Source organism: Streptomyces sp. NPDC051684 (genome assembly GCF_044453445.1).
Taxonomy (GTDB): domain Bacteria; phylum Actinomycetota; class Actinomycetes; order Streptomycetales; family Streptomycetaceae; genus Streptomyces.
This window is the reverse complement of the sequence record NZ_JBITCS010000004.1, coordinates 21,943-41,129: the sequence shown is the minus strand read 5'-3', so window position 1 is coordinate 41,129 and position 19,187 is coordinate 21,943. Positions and strand designations below refer to the sequence as shown.

The following is a 19,187-nucleotide window of genomic DNA, read 5'->3' as shown; positions in this document are numbered from 1 at the left end:
CTGCTGGATGCGAGGCGGATGGGCTATTGGGCGGGAGGGTGTGTCAGGCGGCCGCGGAGTCCGCGCCGCGCAGGGCGGTGGGGGCCGGCACCCGGGGCCAGGACATCGCCGACCACGGCAGGCTCAGCTCGTCGAGCGAGCCGATCTCGCGCGGGGCGAGCTCCTGCAAGGGGCGCGCCCGGCGGTGCTGCACGTAGGCGCTCTCCACGTACCGATGGCCGGTGTCGGCGGCGATGAAGACATGGTTCGCGCCCGCACCGTTGAGGTCGCGCTCCCAGCGGGCGGCCAAGTAGGCCGCGCCCGCGGAGAGTCCGGCGAAGATCCCGCTGGTCCGCAGCAGGCCGACCGCGCCCGACACGGCGGAGTCGAAGTCGATCCAGTGGACCCGGTCGTAGAGCGCGTGCCGGACGTTGCGGAACTCGATGGCGCTGCCGATCCCGGCGATGATCATGTCCGGGTCCGAGACGTGCTCCGACCCGAACGTGATACTGCCGAAGGGTTGCACGCCGACCAGGCGCACCTCCCGCCCGGCCTCCCGCAGATAGGTGGCCAGGGCGCCCGTGGAGGCGCCGGACCCGACACCCCCGGTCAACGCCACCGGTCCTTGGGGCAGTTCCTTGTCGAGCCTGGTGGCCACGTCCCGGTAGCCGTAGTAGTGGATCTCGTCGTGATACTGGCGCATCCAGTGGTACGAGGGGTTGGCCTCGAGGATCTCCCCGATGCGGCGCACGCGCAGCTCCTGGTCGAGGCGGAGGCTCTGCGAGGGCCGTACCTGTTCGAGGGTCGCGCCCAGGATCTCCAGCTGGACGCGCAGGGCGCGGTCCACGGTCGTCGAGCCGACGATGTGACACCTCAGCCCGTAGCGGTGACACGCGAGGGCGAGCGCATGGGCGTAGATGCCGCTGGAACTGTCGATGAGGGTGTCGCCGGGCTCGATCGTCCCCTGCTCGAGCAGGTGGCGCACGGCGCCGAGCGCCGAGTAGATCTTCATCGTCTCGAAGCGCAGGCAGGCGAAGTCCCGTTCGAGCGCGACGAGATGGGGCTCCTTGACCGCCTCCGCTATGTGTTCGTCCACAGTGATCCCTTCCCCTGGCTCGGCTGTGACAGGGGAGAGAGAAGCATTAAACGAAAACGATTGTCAATTGCGATAGTGTGATGTCCGTGAGCCAGGGGAGAGGATCTGTGCGTGAAGTCGATCGATGAAGCAGGGGAGCGTCCGCCGCCCTCCGGACGGCCGGGCGCGGTGGGCGCGGGCACCGCCTTCGGGACCTTCGGGGAGCTCCTCCAGGGTCAACTGCCCGAGGACGACGGTGACTTCCTCGTCACCCTGCCGGTGGCCCGCTGGACCCGGGTCGTCTTCCGGCCGGACCCGCGGCGCGCGGAGCCGCAGGTGTGGCCGGCGCACAAGACGAAGGCGCTGCGGCTGGTGCGGATGATCTGCGCGGACGCGGGACACCCGGCGGGCGGGCAGCTCACCGTCCGCAGCGCGATCCCCGAGGGCAAGGGCCTGGCCAGTTCGTCGGCCGACCTCGTGGCGACGGCGCGGGCGGTGGGGCGGGCGCTCGGCGTCCCGATGCCGCCGCGCCGGATCGAGCGCTACCTCGCCCGCATCGAGCCCACCGACGGTGTGCTGTACCCCGCGATCGTCGCCTACCACCACCGTTCGGTGCGGCTGCGTGCCACGCTCGGGTCGTTGCCGCGGATGACCGTGGTGGGGGTCGACGAGGGCGGGGTCGTCGACACCGTCGACTTCAACCGGGCCCCGAAACCGTTCACGGCCGCGGACCGGCGCGCGTACGCGAGTCTGCTCGACCGGCTCGCCACGGCGGTGCGGCACGGCGACCTGGAGACGGTCGGCGACATCGCGACCCGCAGCGCGCTCCGCAACCAGGCGGTGCACCCCAAGCGATGGCTGGAGCCGATGCGTGACATCTGCCGTGACGTGGGCGGCCTCGGCGTCGTGGTCGGCCACAGCGGCACGGCGCTGGGTATCCTGCTCGACGCCCGCGACCCGTCCTGCCCGCACCGCACGACGGCGGCGTCCCGGGCCTGCGCCGAACTGGCGGGCGCGGCGACGCCGTACCGGACGCTCAGCTTCTGCCGGGAGGAGGGTGCCGGGCCTCAGGCCACCGTGGCGCGCACCAGGTGGCCGGACCCCAGCGAGTCCGTCACGGTCCTGCCCAGGTAGTGACCGAGGACCTCCGCGGCGGACCGGTCGTCGACCGTGGAGAAGCCCGCCCCGAGCAGTTCGTCACGCAACTCGCCCGCCGTGAACGAGGACAGCCACGGCTCACCGGCGGCCGCGACGCGCTGGGCCCGCTCGCCCAGGGCGGCGGCAGCCGCGCCGGCCACCGGGTGCAGATAGTCCATCACCAAGGCTGTTGGGCCGCCCTGCTCGGCGACGTAGCGCCAGGTGGCGGTGAGGGAGGGGTGCGTCAGGTACGCGGCGACGCCGAGCATGAGGAACACCGTCGCGCGCGCACGGTCGAAGTCCGCCGCGGCAAGGCCCTCGGCGAGCGTCGCGGACTCGAAGTCGACCGGGACGAACGTCAGCGTGGCCGGCACCGCGATCCCGGCCTCGGCCAGCCGGTGCCGCTTCCAGCGCTGCGTATCGGGGTGGTCGACCTCGAAGAACCGTACGTCGGAGTGGACGTTGCGAAGGGCGGACGTGTCGAGCCCCGCCCCGAGCACCATCACTTGCCGACACCCCGAGGCGATGGCCTCGGCCACCGCGTCGTCGGCGAACCGGCTGCGCGCGGCGATCCACATCCGGCGCCTGCGCACGAAATCCGGATCGAGCCCCTGGTCGAACTCGCCCTCGCCCAGAGCCGCTTCGCCCACGACGCGGACGGCGAACGGGTCGGTGAACACCCGCGGCTCGTCCGCCACCTGATGCTGCGCCCTGGCCCGCGCGACAGCGGTGGCGGTCCTGCTCGGCTCTCCGGTCTCCATGGGGCCACCCTAGAGCGCCGCCTTGCGATGGCGCTGGGTCATGCGGGAGCCCGATTCGCGGCGGGCGGCACGGCGCAGCAGGGGGATCGCGAGGAGGAATCCGAGGACGGCCCAGGCGGTCAGGGCGAGGGCGACCATGGGGAGTTCCCAGGAGCCGGCCGGTTCGGCGGCGCGTGCCGCGTCGGGTAGCAGCGCCGAACGCAGGCCCTGTGCCATCCACTTGAGCGGGAACACCGACGCCGCCTGCTGCACGGGAACAGGCAGCACGGTGAGCGGGAACACCGCTCCGGAGGTGATCAGGAGGCCCATCACCGGCAGCATGATCAGGGCCAGCGCCTCGCGAGGGTTGGGCAGCACCGCGCCGATGGCGGCGCCGAGCGGTACGACGGCCAGCAGCCCGAGCGTCGTGACCCACACCAGCGTCAGCCAGCCGCCCGGCCCCTGCGGCACGGGGCCGTCGGCCAGCAGCGCGGCGGCCGCCAGGAGCAGCGCCAGGGTGGCGACCGAAACGGCCACGATCAGCAGGCACTTGGCGACCAGGTACGCCGGAATCCCGCCGGGCGTGGCACGCAGCCGCAGCAGGGCACCCTCCTCCCGCTCCGTCACGAGAATCTGCGGGAGCGTGACAAGGCCGACCTGGAAGAGGAGGTAGGCGGCGAAGCCCGCCACCACCAGGTGAGCCATCGGGGTGTCGGTGCCCGGAACGTCGCTGCTGATGTACGCGGCGACGAGCAGCGCGACGACCACGTTGGTCAGGTGGCCGGACAGTTCCTTGCCGTTGCGCATCAGGTGCCGCAGCTCGATGCCGCCGCGCTGGAACCCGGCACGCCAGCTGTTCGTCATGGACGGATTGCTCATGCGGCCCGTGCCTCCTCGTCCCCGTCCGGCTCCGCGTCGATGTCCGTGCCGTCGGCCGCCAGGTTCACCATGTGCAGATACGTGTCCTCCAGTGTCGGCCGACGGACCTCCAGGTCGGCGATGGGGCCCGGCGCGTACCGGTGGAGGTCCCACACGAGCTGCGAGGGATCCGCAGTGCGCTCGCGGCGCGGTGTGCCGTCCTCGGAGGTCCAGCGGACCTCGGCGCGGGCGGCCGCCCGCCGGGCCAGGTCCGCGGGTGTGCCGCAGGCCCGGATCCGGCCACCGACCAGCATGGCGATCCGGTCGGCGAGCCGCTCGGCCTCCGCCAGATCGTGGGTGGTCAGCAGGACGGTGACCCGTTCGTCGCGGGCCAGACGCTCGACCAGCGCGTGGAACTCGTACCGCGCCTCCGGGTCGAAACCGGTCGTCGGCTCGTCCAGGAAGAGGAGTTCGGGGCGGCCGACGATGCCGAGCGCCACGTCGAGGCGCCGGCGCTGACCGCCGGACAGCCGGGACACCTGCCGGTCGGCCTGCTCGGTGAGGCCGACCAGGGCCACCAGCTCGTCCGGGGCGCGCGGGTCCGGGTAGTACGTGGCGAAGTGCCGCAGCAGCTCGCCGACCCGCCAGCGTCCGTGGTCGCGCCAGGACTGCAGGACGAGCCCGATGCGGGCCCGCCATGCGTCGTCGCCGTGCTCCGGGTCCGTGCCGAGTACGCTCACGTCCCCCGCGGAACGGCGCCGGAAGCCCTCCAGGACCTCGACCGTGGTCGTCTTCCCCGCACCGTTGGGCCCGAGCAGCGCGAAGACCTCGCCGCGCCGGATGTCCAGGTCCACGCCGTGCAGCACGTCGGTGTCGCCGTACGTCATCGTGATGTCGCGGGCGTGGACGACGGGGCGTTCGGATGTGTGCTCCGCCGTCATCGCCGTGCCCCCGAGGGTGTGGTGACCGCCGAACCGGCGCCCTCGACGATCGCCCGGAGCGCCGAGACATGTCCCTCGAAGGCGGTGCGCCCGCGGTCGGTCAGCCGCACCCTGGTGCGCCGGTTGCGGCCGCCGCCCTCCTTGCGGAGCTCCAGGTAGCCCGCCTCCTCAAGGGTGTGCAGCTGCTTGGAGAGCGCGGAGTCACTGAGCGAGAGGCTGTCGCGGACGAAGGGGAACTCCGCCCACTCCGTCGCGGCGAGCAGCGAGACCACCGAAAGTCGGGTGGCGGGGTGGATCAGTTCGTCGAAGCCGGCGGGAACGCTCATCGGCCCGCCTCCGTGCCGGTCGTCCGCGTTTCGTGGCGCCGCGCGGACCTGGCGGCCCAGCGGCTTGTCGGCCCCACGAACAGCACGAACACCCCGGCCGATGCCGTGGCCTGGATCAGGCTCCCGGTGAGCGGCTCCAGCGAGTCGACCAGGCGGCCGCAGACCAGGACCGTCGTACCGGTCACCACCGCGCCCGCCACGAGGGTGGCGAACATCCGCGACGTGCACCGGGTGTGGTGCAGGCGCACCCGGCTGCGCCGCTGGTGACGCACGCCAAGCCCGCTCAGCACCGCGACGTACGCCACCATGACCAGGACCACGCCCCACCCGGGCAGCTCCAGACCCAGGCCGGCCAGGAACAGCCACATGATCACGGCCGTGGCCCACGGGCTGCCGGGGCCGGTCGTCGCCGACCGCTCCACCTCGTCGTACACCCGCTCCTGCGGCACACGGATGCGCTGCAGATCTCTCCACGCCTGTTCGGCGTCCACCGGTGTGCTCACGTGTCTCGCCCTCCCGTCCACGCTCCACTTTCCTGGGGGGAAAGTTACGAGCGACTTTCCCAGTAGGCAAGTGAACGGCTGCTCAGTAAAGAAGAAATTGATGGCAGCACAACCCATTGTTGTCCCGGCAAGGGCTTGTTAGGTTCCGGCCATGGCGAACGATCACTCCGGCCCCCCGGCCGAGGTCGGCGCACGGCTGCGCCGTCGGCGGAAGGCCCTCCAGCTCACCCTGAAGGAAGTGGCCGAGCGGACGGGCCTCACCGAGGGATACCTCTCGCAGGTCGAGCGCGATCAGGCGAACGCGAGCGTGCGCACGCTTCAACGGCTGTGCGAGGTACTGAAACTGACGGTGGGTGACCTGTTCGACCAGGCCGGGAGTGCGGCCGGGCCCGTGCTGCGGTTCCGTGACACCCATGGGATGGCGTTCGGCGAGGGTGCCACGAAGATCAAGCTCACCCCCGGGGTCTTCGACCACCTCGAAGTCCTCCTCGGTCACTTCGCGGCCGGGGGTTCCACGGGCGTCGAGCCCTATACGCACGGCAGTTCCGAGGAGCTGCTGCTCGTCCTGACCGGCGAGGTCGACGTGTGGGTGCGCGGCCGGCACCACCGGCTGTCCGCCCTCGACTCCATCCACTACCGCAGCAGCGACCCGCACCGCGTCGCCGAGGCCACGGGTACGGACGAGGCCAGGGTCCTGTGGGCGATGGCGCCTCCCACCTACTGAGCGCCCGAACGCGCACGAAGGAGCCACCCATGACATCCGCGACCGCCTACCGCAACGGCGAGATATCGCACTGGATGAAGGCGTCCCGTTCCGCGGGAACCCCTCCTGAACACGAGCGGCAACTCCCGGAAGAGACACAGGACTTCGTCATCGTCGGCGGGGGCCTCACCGGTCTCTGGGCCGCCTACCACGCCGTCCTGCGAAATCCCACCGCGAAGATCACCGTCCTGGAGGCCGAAGAGGTCGGCTACGGAGCCTCGGGCCGTAACGGCGGCTGGCTCTCCCCGCTCATCCCCGGCAACCGCGCCGTCTACGCGAAGGCCGCACGCAAGCGGGGCGAGGACGGCGCCGCCGCCGTCGCCGCGTTCCAGCGAGCGATGGACGGCGCCGTCGACGACGTCCTCCGTGTCCTCGACCAAGAGGACATCAAGGCGGACCAGCGCCGCGGCGGACACCTGCGCGTCGCCACCACCCCCGCCGCGATGAAGCGCCTCGAACTCACCCACACCGCCGACCTGGCGAACGGCTACCGCGCCGACGACCTCGAACTCCTCGACGCCGACGCGGTCAAGCGGCGCATCGCCATCGGTCCCGCGCTCGGCGGCCTGTACACCCGTACCACGGCGCGCGTCGACCCCGCCAAGCTCGTCCACGGCCTCGCCGACGTCGTGACCGCCAAGGGGGTACGCATCCTGGAACACACCCGCGCCACCCGCATCGCGCCCGGCGCCGTCACCACGGCGCGCGGCACCGTGCGCGCCACCACGGTCCTGACGTGCCTGGAGGCGTACTCGGGGCAGGTCGAGAGCGACGTCCCCGCGCTCGGCGCCCGCGAGGTCATCCCGGTCAACTCCTCGATGATCGTGACCAATCGGCTCCCCGACGACGTGTGGGAGCGGATCGGCTGGCAGGGTCGTGAGTGCCTGGGCGACGCCGCCCACACCTTCGTCTACGCCCAGCGCACCGAGGACGGCCGTATCGCCATCGGTGACCGCGGCACGCCCTACGCGTTCAACTCCGGGACGCCCGGAGAGGGCCGCGTGGACGCCCGCACGGTGCGCACCCTGAGCGAGCGGCTCCAACTCTTCTTCCCCGACGTGCGGTTCACCGTCGACCATGCCTGGCGCGGCGCGATCGGGGTGACCCGCGACTGGTGTGCCGGTGTCACCTTCGACCCGGCCACACGCATCGGCGTGGTCCGCGGCTTCGCCGGACACGGTGTCACGGCCACCCAGCTCGCCGCCCGCACCCTCCTGGACCGCGCCGAGGGACGGGACACCGACCTGACACGGCTGCCGTGGAACGACCACGACTCCGGCCACTGGGAACCCGAGCCGCTGCGCTGGATCGGCGTCCACGCGATGTACCGGCTGTTCGGTGTCGCCGATCGCTGGGAGGAGAAGCGGCACTCCCGGAGCACGTCACTGATCGCCCGCGCCGGCTCGAGATTGGCAGGACTCAGCGAATGACCGGAACGTCCGCCCCCAACACGGCAGTTCACCAGGACACCCACCAGGAACCGAGCGACACCCCTTCCCTGCGGCGCGGCCTGTGGAGCATGGCCTTCACCGAGCTGTGGGAACGCTATTCCTTCTACGGCCTGCAGGGCATCCTCTCCTTCTACCTGCTCTACAAGGTGGCCGACGGTGGCCTCGCCCTCGACCCGGCGGTCGCCTCCGGCATCGTCGGCGCGTACGGCGGCGCCGTGTACCTCTCGCAGATCCTCGGCTCCTGGCTGGGCGACCGGCTCGTCAGCCCGCGGAACATGGTGCTGTACGGCGCCGTGGTCATCACCGCCGGACACGTGGTGCTCGCCTTCGCCCCGGGCCTCACCGGGCTCGCGGCCGGACTGGTGTGCATCGTGCTCGGCACCGGCGCGCTGAAGACGAACATCACGTCGATCGTGGGCTTCGTCCTGGACCAGCACCCCGACGAACGCTACCGCGACGCCGGATTCACGTACTTTTACATGGCCATCAACATCGGCGCGGTGGTCGGCCCGCTCACCACAGGGCTCGCGCAGAACGAGCTCGGCTTCCACTACGGCTTCGGGCTCGCGGCGATCGGGATGGCCGGCGCCCTGATCCAGTACCTCGTGTCGATGAAGCATCTGCCCGCGCGGGCCCACACCGTCAACAACCCGCTCCTGGCGGGCCGTCGGCCGCTGGCCGCGCTCGTGGCGGTCGGCTTCCTCGCGGTGGTCGGTGGCGCGGTCGGCGCGGGGCTGCTGCGGGCGGAGAACCTGTCCACGGTGGTGACCGTGGCCGCGCTCGTGGCCGCTGCGGTCTACTTCCTGACGATGACCACGTCGAAGGCGGTCGGCCGCGACGAGCGACGGCGCGTCCTCGGCTATCTCCCGCTGTTCCTGGCGTCCGGGATCTACTTCGGCTTCCTCTTCCAGAAGTTCACGGCGATCTCGATCCTCATCACCGAACGCATCGACCTGCACATCGGCGGCTGGACCTTCCCCGTCGCCTGGATCACCACGGTCAGCCCGCTCGCCGCGGTGCTCATCACGCCGCTGATCGCGCGGCTGTGGACCCGCCTTGGGGAGCGGCAGCCCGGACCGGTGACCAAGGTGGCCATCGGACTGACCCAGATCGGCTGCGCCTACCTGTTCCTGCTGGTGCTGTCCGAGGCCACGGGCAACGCGGAGATCCCGCTGTTCCTCATCCTCGTGTTCATGGCGGCGGCCGGTTCCTCGGAGGTCTTCGTCGGCCCCATCGGGCTGTCCCTCGCCACCCGTATCGGCCCGGCGACCTTCCGCTCCCAGATGGTCGGCCTCAACTTCCTGACGCTCGCCCTGGGTTCCTCGCTCGCGGGCCTGCTCGGCCAGCTGTTCACGGCGATCGACAACGCCTCGTACTTCACGATCACGGCCGTGTGCGGCATCGGGATCGGCGTCGCGCTGATCGCCGCACGCAAGCCGCTGGGGCGGCTCCTGAACTCTGGTCTGGAGGGCTGAGCGGGGCGGGCCGGTCACGCCACCGCGTCGACGAGCATGAACGCCGCCACCGCCAACAGGACGAAGGCGAAGACGCGTTGCAGGGTGTTCCCGGTGACGCGGGCGGCGAGCCGCTTGCCGTCCCAGGCGCCGAGGACCGCCGCGCCCGCGAACGGGGCGATGACCGCCCAGCGCAGGTCGGCGGCGCCGGTGCGGGCCGCGAGGGCCGCGAGCGAGTTGACGACGATGACGAGCAGGCTGGTGCCGACCGCCTGCCGCATCCTCAGGCCGAGCACACCGACGAGCGCCGGTACGGCCAGGAAACCGCCGCCCACGCCGAGGAACCCGGTCACCCCGCCGAGTTGCGCACACCTCGGCGGGCGGCCGCCACGATCACCTGGTCGATGTCCCGGGGCGGGTCGACCGCGACCGCGGTGGCGGCGCCCCCGGCCAGGTAGCTGCGATTGCCGAGGCCCGGCAGCTCGATGGTGTCGACGAAGAACTCGGCGTCCTGCTCCTTCGGTGCGACGAGTCCGGAAGGGTTACCCCTGGGGGTATGTCATCCACCGTGCATGATTACCCCCAGGGGTATGAAAACGGGCATGGCCGGACCCCGGCGCGCGGCAGCGGCGCCGGGGTGACCAGCAGGAATCAGGTGTGTCGTGTGCTCGACGGGTGTCTTCGGGGCGCGGCCCCGGCGTCCGTGTCTACTGCATCTCGTTGACCAGTGGCTCGCCGTCCGCCCAGCGGCGCACCTGCTCGACGATCAGGCGCTCGGCGCGCGGCCGGAACGTCGCCGAGCCGCCGCCGACGTGCGGAGTGATGAGGACGCCCGGCTGCGCGCGCAGCGGGTGGTCGGCGGGGAGCGGCTCGGGGGACGTGACGTCGAGGGCCGCACGGAGCCGGCCGGTGCGGGTCTCGGCGAGGAGCGCGTCGGGGTCCAAGGTGCGGCCCCGGCCGATGTTGACGACGAGCGCGTCGTCGGGCAGCGCGGCGAGTTCGACCGCCCCGAACAGACCCACCGTGGACGGGTTCTCGGGCAGTACCAGCACCGCGATGTCCACCGTGGGCAGCAGCTCCGGCAGGTCCGTGACCGCGTGGACGTCGCTGTCGGGGCGGGCGCGGCGGGCCACGCGCACGACGGTGGCCTCGCACGCGAGCAGTCGCTGTTCGAGCGCCGCGCCGATGGATCCGTAGCCCACGATCGCCACCCGCGAGTCCGCGAGGGAGCGCGTGAAGTGCGGCTCCCAGCGGCCCCCGTCCTGATCGCGCACCCAGCGCGGCAGGTCGCGCTGCGCGGCCAGCGTCAGCGCGAGGGCGTGCTCGGCGGCGCTGGCGTCGTGCAGTCCGCGTCCGTTGTGCAGCGCCACCCCCTCGGGCAGCAACGGCCGCAGCTTCTCCACGCCGGCGCTCAGCGACTGCACGGCGCGCAGCCCCGACAGCTCGGGGAGCAGCTTCGTGGCCTCGGGCGTCGCGTACGGCATGACCCAGTAGCCGATCCGGGCGAGCTGCTCGGTGTCGAGGCCGACCGGAGACACCCCGTCCCACACGTGCACGCGCACACCGTCCGGCCAGGCGCCGTGCGCGCGGTCGAGTCCGGGCCAGGGCACCAGCACATCAGGGGCCTCGGAACGGCGGCCGATGTGGGGGGACATGCGAGGGGAGTCGTGGGTGGGCATACCTGCACCTTTCCTGGCGGCATTGTCCGAAGCGCGGTAAATCGCGGCTGCGTCAAGGCTGTTGACCTGGAGACGTCCCGACCCTAACGTCTTTCCGTCCCACAGAACACTTTCCACCCCACGGAAAAGTGTCTCGGAAACCCTCACGGAAAACAGGAGGTGTGACGGATGACAGCGACGTCGTCCCGCGCCGCACGCGGCAGTGGATTCTGGTCGTCCACGCGGACCAGGCACATGATCCCGATCGCGTTCGTCACCTACTCGCTGGCGTATCTGGACCGCTCGAACTACTCGATCGGCTCGGCCGGCGGCATGGCCGACGACCTCCACATGTCCAGCGGCATGGACGCGCTCGTCGCCGCCTCCTTCTTCCTGGGCTACTTCTTCTTCCAGATCCCCGGCACCATCTACGCCGAGCGCCGCAGCGCCCGCCGCCTCGTCGCGTACTCGACCATCGCCTGGGGGCTGCTCGCCGCCGTCCAGGGGCTCCTGCACAGCCCGACACTCCTCGTCGCCGTCCGCTTCCTGCTCGGCGTGGTCGAGGGCGCGGTCATGCCGTCGATGGTGATGCTGCTCGGCCGCTGGTTCACCCAGCGCGAGCGCGGGCGCGCCAACACCTTCCTCATCCTGGGCAACCCCGTCACCGTGATGTGGCTCTCCGCCGTCTCCGGGCTGCTCATCGAGGCCACCAGCTGGCGCGAGATGTTCATCATCGAGGGCGTTCCGGCCGTGCTGTGGGGCCTGCTCTGCCTCAAGATGATCAAGGATCACCCCTCGGAGGCCGCATGGCTGCCCGAGCACGAACGGGCCGAGCTGGACGCGGAGTTGGCGAAGGAACCGACCGTCCCCGTGGCCCGCACCGCCGAGTACCGCAAGGTGCTCTCCTCGCGCCCGGTGCTCATCCTCGCCGCCCAGTACTTCTGCTGGTCGATCGGCGTGTACGGCTTCGTGTTCTGGCTGCCCTCCATCATCAAGGAGGCCTCCGGGCAGGGCATCGGCGCCACCGGACTGCTCTCCGCGGTCCCGTACCTCTTCGCCTCCATCGCCATGCTCGTCAACTCCCAGCTCTCCGACCGCAGCGGCAGGCGCCGGGTGGCCATCTGGCCCTGGCTGGTGGTCGCGGCCGTCACGTTGTACGGCTCCTACCTCGCGCACTCCTCGTTCGCGATGTCCTTCGTGCTCCTGATCGTCGCCGGCCTGTGCCTGTACGCGCCCTACGGGCCGTACTTCGCGCTCGTCGCCGACCAGGCGCCCAAGAACGTCTCCGGTGCGGCCGTCGCCCTCGTCAACTCCTTCGGCGCGCTGGGCTCGTTCGTCGGCACGTACCTCGTCGGATGGATCCGCGGCAGCTCCATGGGCGACATGGGCGCCTTCGCCGTCATGGCGGTCGGCACGCTCGTCTCGGCCGGGCTGATGGCCTTCGTACGGCGGCCCAAGGAGCTCGGGACCCCGACCGCACCGGCTGCCAAGGTCGGCGAAGAGCACGCCGCGTAAGCTTCGGCAGCGACCGAGCAACCGACTCGGCGACGAATCCACAGGTGGGGGAGGGCGTGAACGATGGCCGATGACATGCTCGGCCGCGGGCTCCGGCTCCTGACGACGCTCTCCCGGCACCCCGAGGGGCTCGGCGTCAGCGCGGCGGCGCGCGCCGCGGAACTGCCGGTGAGCAGCGCCCACCGGCTGCTCGCCCGGATGACCGAAGAGGGCTTCGTCGTCCACGACTCCAGCGCCCGCACCTACGCCCTGGGGCTGCGCGCCCTGGAGCTGGCGCACGGCTTCCACCGGACACCGGCCGGGTTCAACCATCTGCTGGGTCCCATGCGGCAGTTGGCGGAGCGCACGGGCCTGGTGGTCATCGCGGGCATCCTAGACGGCGACCAGGTCCTCCTCGTCCGCTCCGTGCAGGGCAGCCAGCACCTGCAACTGCGCAGCGACGAGGGCACCCGCAACCCCTGGCACGCCACCTCGATGGGCAAGGCCCTGGTCGCCGCCAGGCCCGAGGCCGACCGGGAGCGCCTGCTGGCGGGCCCGCTGCCGCGCAGCGCGCCCAACACGCTCAGCGATCCGGACGAGCTGCGCGCGGAACTGGACCGGGTCCGCAAACTCGGCTGGGCGCACGCCGAGGAGGAGAACGAGCGCGGGGTCCGCTCCATCGCCGTGTGCGTCCCCGTCACCGACCCGGACGCCGGGCCGCCCCAGCTCGCCCTCTCGCTCGGTGCGGCCGTCGTCCTCACGGGCCGCGAGGAACTCCACGACATGGTGCCGCTGTTGCAGACGGCCGCGCGGGAGGCGGCGGCGTACGGCAGGTGACCGTACGCCCGGGTCACCCTTGGCGGCGCAGGTCCTTCAGCTGGGCGGACTGGGCCCGCAGCTTGCCGAGCATCCAGCCCTGGAACAGTCCGACGGCGAGACCCGCGGCGACCGGGCCGTACTTGGCCAGGAGGGGCCCCGCGACGAGCGAGAGTCCGTCGAGTTCGGCGGGCGCCGGGGCAGCCGTAGCGGGTGGGGCGGTCGTGGTCGTGGCGGCGTGCTGTGACACGGCAGCGGGGGAGGCGGCCGCGCCGGGCCCCTGGTCAAGCAGCAGATTCCCGAGGTTCTGCGCGAACTGCTGAAGGATCCGGTCCGAGACCGTGGCGATCGCACCCTTGCCGAACTGGGCCAGCTTGCCGCGGATCAGCAGGTCTGTGCCGAGTTCGAGGCGCGCGCCCGCCGGGTCCTCGCCGATGTCGAGGATCACCTCGGCCTCGGCGTCGCCGTTGCCGTGGGTGTCGGCGCCGCTCGCGTGCACGCGCAGGCGGCGCTTCTCCGCGTCGACCTCAAGGAAGCGCACGGTCCCCGCGTACGCGGCGCTGATCGGGCCCACCTTGACCTTGACGGCGCCGCGCCAGGTGTCGCCGTCCCGGCCGTCGAGGGCGGCGCCCGGCATGCAGGACGCCACCTTCTCGACGTCGCTGACGAGCGCGAACACCGCGTCCGGGGCGGCGTTGACGACGACGGTGTTGGTCAGCTGCATGCTGTCTCCTCGATGGTGGTGCAGGTCTTGGCGCAGCCGGCGCGGCGGGCCGTGGCGCAGGAGTCGATGGCCTCGACGATGGTCTGGTAGCCGGTGCACCGGCACAGGTTGGCGGCCACGACCTCGCGGATCTCCTCCTTGGTCGCCTCCGGACGCTCGGCGAGGAAGCCGTCCGCGAGCATCAGGAAACCGGGTGTGCAGAAGCCGCACTGCAAGCCATGGTGTTCGGTGAACGACCGCTGCAAATCGTTGAGTTCACCGGTCGCGGGATCCGCGAGGGACTCGACCGTGCGGATCCGGGCGCCCTCGGCCTGCGCGGCGAACATCAGGCATGCCCGCGCCGGCCGCTCGTCCACCAGGACCGTGCACGCCCCGCAGATGCCGTGCTCGCAGCCGACATGGGTGCCGGTCAGGCGCAGATCGTGGCGGAGCACGTCGACGAGGGTGCGGCGCGGCTCGGTGAGCACCTCGTGCTCCTCGCCGTTCACGTTCAGGGCGAGCAGCAGCAGGTTGTCCGGTGTGGTGGTCATGAGGAGGGCTCCAGATTCAGGGCGCGGTGCACGGTCTCCGGCGTCACGGGGGTGTGGTCCAGTTCCACTCCGGTGGGGCGCAGCGCGTCGTTGACGGCGTTGAGGACCGCGGCGGGCGCGCCGATGGTGCCGCCCTCGCCCGCGCCCTTGGCACCGGTCTCGTTGAAGGCGCACGGCGTTTCGAGGTGGTGGATGAGCACGTCGGGGATCTCGTGGGCGGTGGGCACCTTGTAGTCCATGAAGCTGGTCGCCGAGGGCTCGCCCTGCGCGTCGTACGTCACCTGCTCGAAGAGCGCGCCCGCGATGCCCTGGGCGATGCCGCCCCGGCACTGCCCCTCCACGACCTGCGGGTTGATGGCGACGCCGCAGTCCTCCACGCACACGTACCGCAGGATCTCGACCTGCCCGGTGCCCTGGTGGAGTTCGACGACCACGGCGTGGGTGGCGTTGGAGAAGGTGCCGTCGTTGAACACGTCGAAGGTGGCGGTGGCGCTCAGCCCCGGCTCGATGTCGCGGGGGAGGAGATGTGCGCGCAGATACGCGACGTCGGCCAGTTCCTCGTACGTGAACACACTGCCGTCCGTGCGCCGCACGCCGCCATGTGTCGGGGTCACCTCGCCCGGCTCGCACTCCCACAGGGCCGCCGCGATCCGGCGCAGCTTCTCGCCCAGCTTGGCCGCGGCGATCCGCACCGCGCTGCCGCCGATGGTGACGGAGCGGCTGGCGAACGTGCCGTAGCCGTACGTGACCCGGTCGGTGTCGCCCTGATGCAGCTTCACCTTGCCGAGGTCCAGGCCCAGTTCGTCCGCGACGATCTGCGCGAACGTCGTCTCGTGGCTCTGCCCGTGGCTCATCGTGCCGCTGGTGACGGTGACCGCTCCACTGGTGTCCATCCGTACCTCGGAGATGTCGAAGCCGGGGACGACCTGCATCTTGCGCTGGGCGAAGGCCGTCGACCCGTAGCCGGTGCGCTCGCTGAAGCAGGAGTACCCGATACCGAGGAACCGGCCCTCGGCCGCGGCGGCCTCCCGCTTCTCGTACCAGCCCTCGTCCTTGACGAGCCGCTCGCACAGGTCGAGCGACTCCAGATAGGAGCCCGGGTCGTACGTGATGTTGTTGACGCCCGTGTACGGGAACTCGGTGATGACGTTGCGGCGACGGATCTCGACCGCGTCGAGGCCCAACTCCCGTGCCGCGCGCTCGAAGAGACGCTCCATCACCATCACGTACTGCGGGCGGCTCACTCCCCGGTACGGGGCGGTGGGCGCCTTGTTGGTGGTGACGGCCCGGCCGCGCACCCGGTAGGCGGGCACCTTGTAGACGCCCGGCATCTCCGCCGAGGCCATCAGCGGCTCGATGCCGGCGGTGAACGGGTAGCAGGAGTACGCACCCATGTCGCACACCACGTCCGCGTCGAGACCGAGGATGTGTCCGTCGGCGTCGAAGGCGGCCCGCACGTCGTAGTGCTGCTCGCGGGCGAGGAACGAGGCGGAGAGCGCGTCCTTGCGGTCCTCGATCCACTTCACCGGCCGCCGCAGCCGCAGTGCGGCGGCGGCCGCGGCGATCTCCTCGCGGCCCACGACGCACTTCTGGCCGAAGCCGCCGCCCATGTCGGGCACGACGACCCGCACCGCCCGCTCGTCCAGCCGCAGGCACCGCGAGGCCACCGTCCTGACCTGGTGCGGGACCTGGGTGCAGGTGTTGAGGACGAGCTGCTCCTCCCGGTCGTCCCAGTGGGCGACCGCGCCCCGCGTCTCCAGCGGCAGGGCGTTCTGCCGGCCGGTCCGGGACTCGACCCGCACGACACGGTGCGCCGTGTCGAAGACCTCGTCGATGCCCTCCGCGGCGAACAGCGAGACATCGACCAGGGTGTTGCGCACGGCCTCCTCGTGGACGAGCGGCGCGCCGGGCGCCAGCGCCTCGTCCTCGCAGGTCACCGGGGGCAGCGTCGTGTAGCGGACCTTGGCCGCCTCCAGCCCGTCCTCCGCCGCGTACGCGTCCCGTGCCACCACGATGGCGACGGGCTCGCCGACGTAACGCACCCGGTCGCGGGCGAGGACCGGCATCGCGGTGGGCACGAACTCCGAGCGCGGGCGGCCGAGTTCGGCGGTGATGTCGGTCAGGTCCAGGTCCTCGGCGGTGAAGGCCGCGACCACGCCAGGCACCTCGCGCACCGCCGTCAGGTCGACCGAGGCGAGCTCGCCGTGGGCGACCGTGCTGCGCACGAACTGGGCGTGCAGCATGCCGGGCAGCGCGATGTCGTCGACGAACCGGCCGCGCCCGGACAGCAGCCGCGGGTCCTCGCGGCGTGCCACCGACCGGCCGGTCAACTGCCCTTTGGTGTCTGCCGGGTGTGTCATCGGCTCATCGCCTCCTCACAGGCACGCAGGACGAGCGTGCGGACGAGCTGCTTGCGGTAGTGCGCGCTGCCCGAGGCGTCCGACGGCGGCTCGACGGCCTCGGCAGCGGCCTGCGCGCAGTCGGCGAAGGTGCCGCCGGCCGCGAGGACCGCCTCCGCGTCCGGCACCCGGACGACCGAGGCGGCAACACCGCCGAGCGCCACCCGGCCGCCGTGCACCGAACCGCCCTCCACATCCAGGTCCACGGCGGCGGACACCAGCGCGAAGTCGCCCTGACGCTCGGCGAACTCGGTGAGCGCGGCGTGCGGTGCGGGGCGCGGGAAGACGATCTCGACCAGTAGTTCGTCGGGGTCGAGCACGCTGGTGTAGTAGCCGAGGAAGAAGTCCCCGGCCGCGATACGGCGCTCGCCACGCGGGCCGCGGGCCACGAACTCCGCCCGCAGCGCGAGGGCGAGAAGACACCACTCGGCGGTGGCGTCGGCGTGCGCGATGCTGCCGCCGATGGTGCCCCGCGTACGGATGGGCAGGTGCCCGATCCACCGCATGCTCTCGCGCAGCACCGCGAACTCCCGGCCGAGCACACTCTCCGGGTCGCTCTCCACCGTGTGATGGGTGGTGAGCGCCCCGATGCGCAGGGCGCCCGAGGTGTCACGGCGCATAGCGTCGAGTTCGCGCAGGCCGGCGATGTCGACCAGGTGACCGGGCCGTGCGAGCCGGAAGTTCATCATGGCGACCAGGCTCTGACCGCCGGCGATGACCTTCGCGTCGTCGCCGAGCTCGGCCAGGAGCCGGGTGGCGCCGTCGACGTCACGAGCCCTGTGATAGCCGAAGGGGGCTGGTTTCATGGTTCTCCTGGTCTTTCTGCTCTTCCTGGTGTGCGTGGTGCGGCGACGGGCCGCCGTCGCCGTCGGGGTCCGTGTCGTCCAGTTCCCGGCCCTTCGTCTCCGGCGCCGCCACGGCCATCCAGCCGACGGCGAGGAGCACGGCCGCGCCGAGCACCGCGAACGTCAACGGAAGGCCCAGCAGCGGCCACAGCACCGAGCCGAAGAACAGCGGCGCGAAACCGGTGAGCGCCCGGCTGACCGAGGACGCCCAGCCGAAGCCGCTGGCCCGCAGTTCGGTCGGGTAGAGCTCGGAGACGTACGCGTACAGGGCGGGGATGGCGAGCTGGGCGAGGAAGCCGAACACACCGATGGTCACGACCGAGCCGGTCGGCATGTCCCGCACGATCGCGAAGATGACGAGGGCGAGCGAGGCGACCGGGGCCGAGACACCGATCAGCCACTTGCGGCCGACCAGATCGACCAGGGCCGTCGAGGCGAGGACACCGACGATGCCCACGCCGCTCATCAGTGTCGTGCTCATGAACGCGGCGGTGTCACCCTGGCCCTCCTCCTTGAGGATCGAAGGCATCCAGCTCAGCGCCGCGTAGTACACGAGCATGATGGTGGCGAACAGCAGCCAGGCCGCCGAGGTGATGCGCGGGCTGAACGTCCAGATGTTGCGCAGCTGTTGAGCGGCCGCGGCCACGCCGCGCGGGCCCTCGTCCGGGACCGGCTCGGGAATGACGTACGGCTCGACGGGCGCGCCCGTGCGGGCCACCAGCTCGTCGATGACGGCCCGCGCCTCGGCCTCACGGCCCTTCTTGGTGAGGTAGATGGGTGACTCGGGGATGCCGCGCCGCGCCCAGAAGAGCAGCAGCGCCGGCAGCACCATCGTGGCGAGCATCCACCGCCAGTTGCCGTCGAGGGACAGCATCCCCGTGGACACGAGGCCGCACAGGGTCACACCCACGGGCCACCAGGCGTCGAGCGCGGTGAGGATCCGGCCCCGGTACTTGCGCGGGGAGAACTCGCCCACCAGCGCGTAGTCGACCGGTATGCAGCCACCGAGCCCGACACCCGCGAGGAAGCGAAGCGCCAGGAAGACCGGGTACGTCGGGGAGAGCGCGCCCAGGACCGAGAACAGGGCGAAGATCAGCAGGGTGACACTGAAGGCCTTCTTGCGGCCGATCCGGTCGGCGACCGCGCCCCAGGCGATGGCACCGACGGCCATGCCCACCAAATTGGCGGTGGCGACGAGCCCTCGGGAGCCGAGGGAGAGGTCGAAGTGCTGGCCCAGGAGCGGCATGAGGAAGCCGTTCAGGGCGATGTCGTACGCGTCGAAGAGGTAACCGAGACCTCCGATGATGAAGATCTTTCCCTGGACGTTCCATCTCCAGGGGAGATCCTGAACGATCTGATCGCCTGTTCTCATGTGCGCTCCACAGGGTCGTGTCGGGGGACGAACTGCGACGGGAGGTGCCTGAGTTGCCAGTGAGGCTGGGGGAGCGGGAATGAAGGTAATCCGAGCACGTACGATTCCCCTTGGCAAGGGGT

18 protein-coding genes and 2 pseudogenes are annotated in these 19,187 nt (G+C 71.3%); 6 read left to right on the top strand and 14 right to left on the bottom strand.

What is annotated here, in order from left to right:
- Positions 1-43: 43 nt before the first annotated feature.
- Positions 44-1,075: a pyridoxal-phosphate dependent enzyme gene (locus tag ACIA8D_RS06160; RefSeq protein ID WP_399229169.1), complete on the bottom strand. Its 1,032-nt coding sequence runs from the start codon at positions 1,073-1,075 to the stop codon at positions 44-46.
- A 120-nt stretch (positions 1,076-1,195) separates the two neighbouring features.
- On the opposite strand from ACIA8D_RS06160, the gene ACIA8D_RS06155 reads away from it, so the two are divergent.
- Entirely contained in the window at positions 1,196-2,188 is a 993-nt protein-coding gene (locus ACIA8D_RS06155) for a kinase (RefSeq protein WP_399229669.1), read from the top strand.
- Here ACIA8D_RS06155 and ACIA8D_RS06150 read toward each other — a convergent pair.
- From ACIA8D_RS06150 to ACIA8D_RS06130, 5 genes are read right to left on the bottom strand one after another with little or no spacing between them, the layout of a single operon-like run.
- Positions 2,122-2,952, bottom strand: a complete 831-nt coding sequence (locus ACIA8D_RS06150; protein WP_399229167.1) for a class I SAM-dependent methyltransferase — start codon at positions 2,950-2,952, stop codon at positions 2,122-2,124. The genes ACIA8D_RS06155 and ACIA8D_RS06150 overlap by 67 nt on opposite strands.
- 9 nt (positions 2,953-2,961) lie before the next feature.
- Positions 2,962-3,795, bottom strand: a complete 834-nt coding sequence (locus ACIA8D_RS06145) for an ABC transporter permease (protein ID WP_399229668.1) — start codon at positions 3,793-3,795, stop codon at positions 2,962-2,964.
- 11 nt (positions 3,796-3,806) lie between these two features.
- Positions 3,807-4,730 (bottom strand): ABC transporter ATP-binding protein, encoded by a 924-nt coding sequence (locus tag ACIA8D_RS06140; RefSeq protein WP_399229165.1) that lies wholly within the window; start codon positions 4,728-4,730, stop codon positions 3,807-3,809.
- Positions 4,727-5,056 (bottom strand): transcriptional regulator, encoded by a 330-nt coding sequence (locus tag ACIA8D_RS06135; RefSeq protein WP_399229164.1) that lies wholly within the window; start codon positions 5,054-5,056, stop codon positions 4,727-4,729. The genes ACIA8D_RS06140 and ACIA8D_RS06135 overlap by 4 nt, the downstream gene beginning before the upstream one ends.
- On the bottom strand, positions 5,053-5,559 hold the full coding sequence (locus ACIA8D_RS06130; RefSeq protein WP_399229162.1) for a hypothetical protein: 507 nt from the start codon (positions 5,557-5,559) through the stop codon (positions 5,053-5,055). Before ACIA8D_RS06130 ends, ACIA8D_RS06135 begins: the two co-directional genes overlap by 4 nt.
- 151 nt (positions 5,560-5,710) lie before the next feature.
- On the opposite strand from ACIA8D_RS06130, the gene ACIA8D_RS06125 reads away from it, so the two are divergent.
- From ACIA8D_RS06125 to ACIA8D_RS06115, 3 genes are read left to right on the top strand one after another with little or no spacing between them, the layout of a single operon-like run.
- Positions 5,711-6,283 (top strand): helix-turn-helix domain-containing protein, encoded by a 573-nt coding sequence (locus ACIA8D_RS06125; protein ID WP_399229160.1) that lies wholly within the window; start codon positions 5,711-5,713, stop codon positions 6,281-6,283.
- A gap of 29 nt (positions 6,284-6,312) precedes the next feature.
- Positions 6,313-7,752: an NAD(P)/FAD-dependent oxidoreductase gene (locus ACIA8D_RS06120; RefSeq protein WP_399229157.1), complete on the top strand. Its 1,440-nt coding sequence runs from the start codon at positions 6,313-6,315 to the stop codon at positions 7,750-7,752.
- Complete coding sequence (locus tag ACIA8D_RS06115) at positions 7,749-9,248, top strand: peptide MFS transporter (protein WP_399229154.1); 1,500 nt, start codon at positions 7,749-7,751, stop codon at positions 9,246-9,248. The genes ACIA8D_RS06120 and ACIA8D_RS06115 overlap by 4 nt, the downstream gene beginning before the upstream one ends.
- Positions 9,249-9,262: 14 nt before the next feature.
- Here ACIA8D_RS06115 and ACIA8D_RS06110 read toward each other — a convergent pair.
- The 3 genes and pseudogenes from ACIA8D_RS06110 to ACIA8D_RS06100 form a co-directional block, all read right to left on the bottom strand.
- Positions 9,263-9,595: pseudogene (locus tag ACIA8D_RS06110) on the bottom strand (TSUP family transporter); the annotation flags it as partial.
- Positions 9,592-9,729, bottom strand: a pseudogene (locus ACIA8D_RS06105) (MBL fold metallo-hydrolase); the annotation flags it as partial. The pseudogenes ACIA8D_RS06105 and ACIA8D_RS06110, both read right to left, overlap by 4 nt.
- A 205-nt stretch (positions 9,730-9,934) precedes the next feature.
- A complete protein-coding gene (locus ACIA8D_RS06100; RefSeq protein WP_399229153.1) occupies positions 9,935-10,906 on the bottom strand; it encodes a 2-hydroxyacid dehydrogenase in 972 nt (323 codons plus the stop codon).
- Positions 10,907-11,074: 168 nt separating this feature from the next.
- On the opposite strand from ACIA8D_RS06100, the gene ACIA8D_RS06095 reads away from it, so the two are divergent.
- Positions 11,075-12,400 carry an MFS transporter gene (locus ACIA8D_RS06095; RefSeq protein WP_399229152.1) on the top strand — a complete coding sequence of 442 codons (1,326 nt, stop codon included), beginning with the start codon at positions 11,075-11,077 and terminating at the stop codon, positions 12,398-12,400.
- 63 nt (positions 12,401-12,463) lie between these two features.
- Positions 12,464-13,216, top strand: coding sequence for an IclR family transcriptional regulator (locus ACIA8D_RS06090; RefSeq protein WP_399229150.1), 753 nt, complete (start codon positions 12,464-12,466; stop codon positions 13,214-13,216).
- A 13-nt stretch (positions 13,217-13,229) separates the two neighbouring features.
- Here ACIA8D_RS06090 and ACIA8D_RS06085 read toward each other — a convergent pair whose 3' ends face one another.
- The 5 genes from ACIA8D_RS06085 to ACIA8D_RS06065 are packed head-to-tail and all read right to left on the bottom strand — an operon-like array spanning position 13,230 to position 19,065.
- Positions 13,230-13,919, bottom strand: a complete 690-nt coding sequence (locus tag ACIA8D_RS06085; protein ID WP_399229148.1) for an SRPBCC family protein — start codon at positions 13,917-13,919, stop codon at positions 13,230-13,232.
- Positions 13,910-14,449 (bottom strand): (2Fe-2S)-binding protein, encoded by a 540-nt coding sequence (locus ACIA8D_RS06080; RefSeq protein ID WP_399229146.1) that lies wholly within the window; start codon positions 14,447-14,449, stop codon positions 13,910-13,912. The genes ACIA8D_RS06085 and ACIA8D_RS06080 overlap by 10 nt, the downstream gene beginning before the upstream one ends.
- Positions 14,446-16,809 (bottom strand): xanthine dehydrogenase family protein molybdopterin-binding subunit, encoded by a 2,364-nt coding sequence (locus ACIA8D_RS06075; protein ID WP_399229144.1) that lies wholly within the window; start codon positions 16,807-16,809, stop codon positions 14,446-14,448. Before ACIA8D_RS06075 ends, ACIA8D_RS06080 begins: the two co-directional genes overlap by 4 nt.
- Positions 16,806-17,654 carry an FAD binding domain-containing protein gene (locus tag ACIA8D_RS06070; protein WP_399229143.1) on the bottom strand — a complete coding sequence of 283 codons (849 nt, stop codon included), beginning with the start codon at positions 17,652-17,654 and terminating at the stop codon, positions 16,806-16,808. Before ACIA8D_RS06070 ends, ACIA8D_RS06075 begins: the two co-directional genes overlap by 4 nt.
- Entirely contained in the window at positions 17,617-19,065 is a 1,449-nt protein-coding gene (locus ACIA8D_RS06065) for an MFS transporter (RefSeq protein ID WP_399229141.1), read from the bottom strand. Before ACIA8D_RS06065 ends, ACIA8D_RS06070 begins: the two co-directional genes overlap by 38 nt.
- Positions 19,066-19,187: the final 122 nt, after the last annotated feature.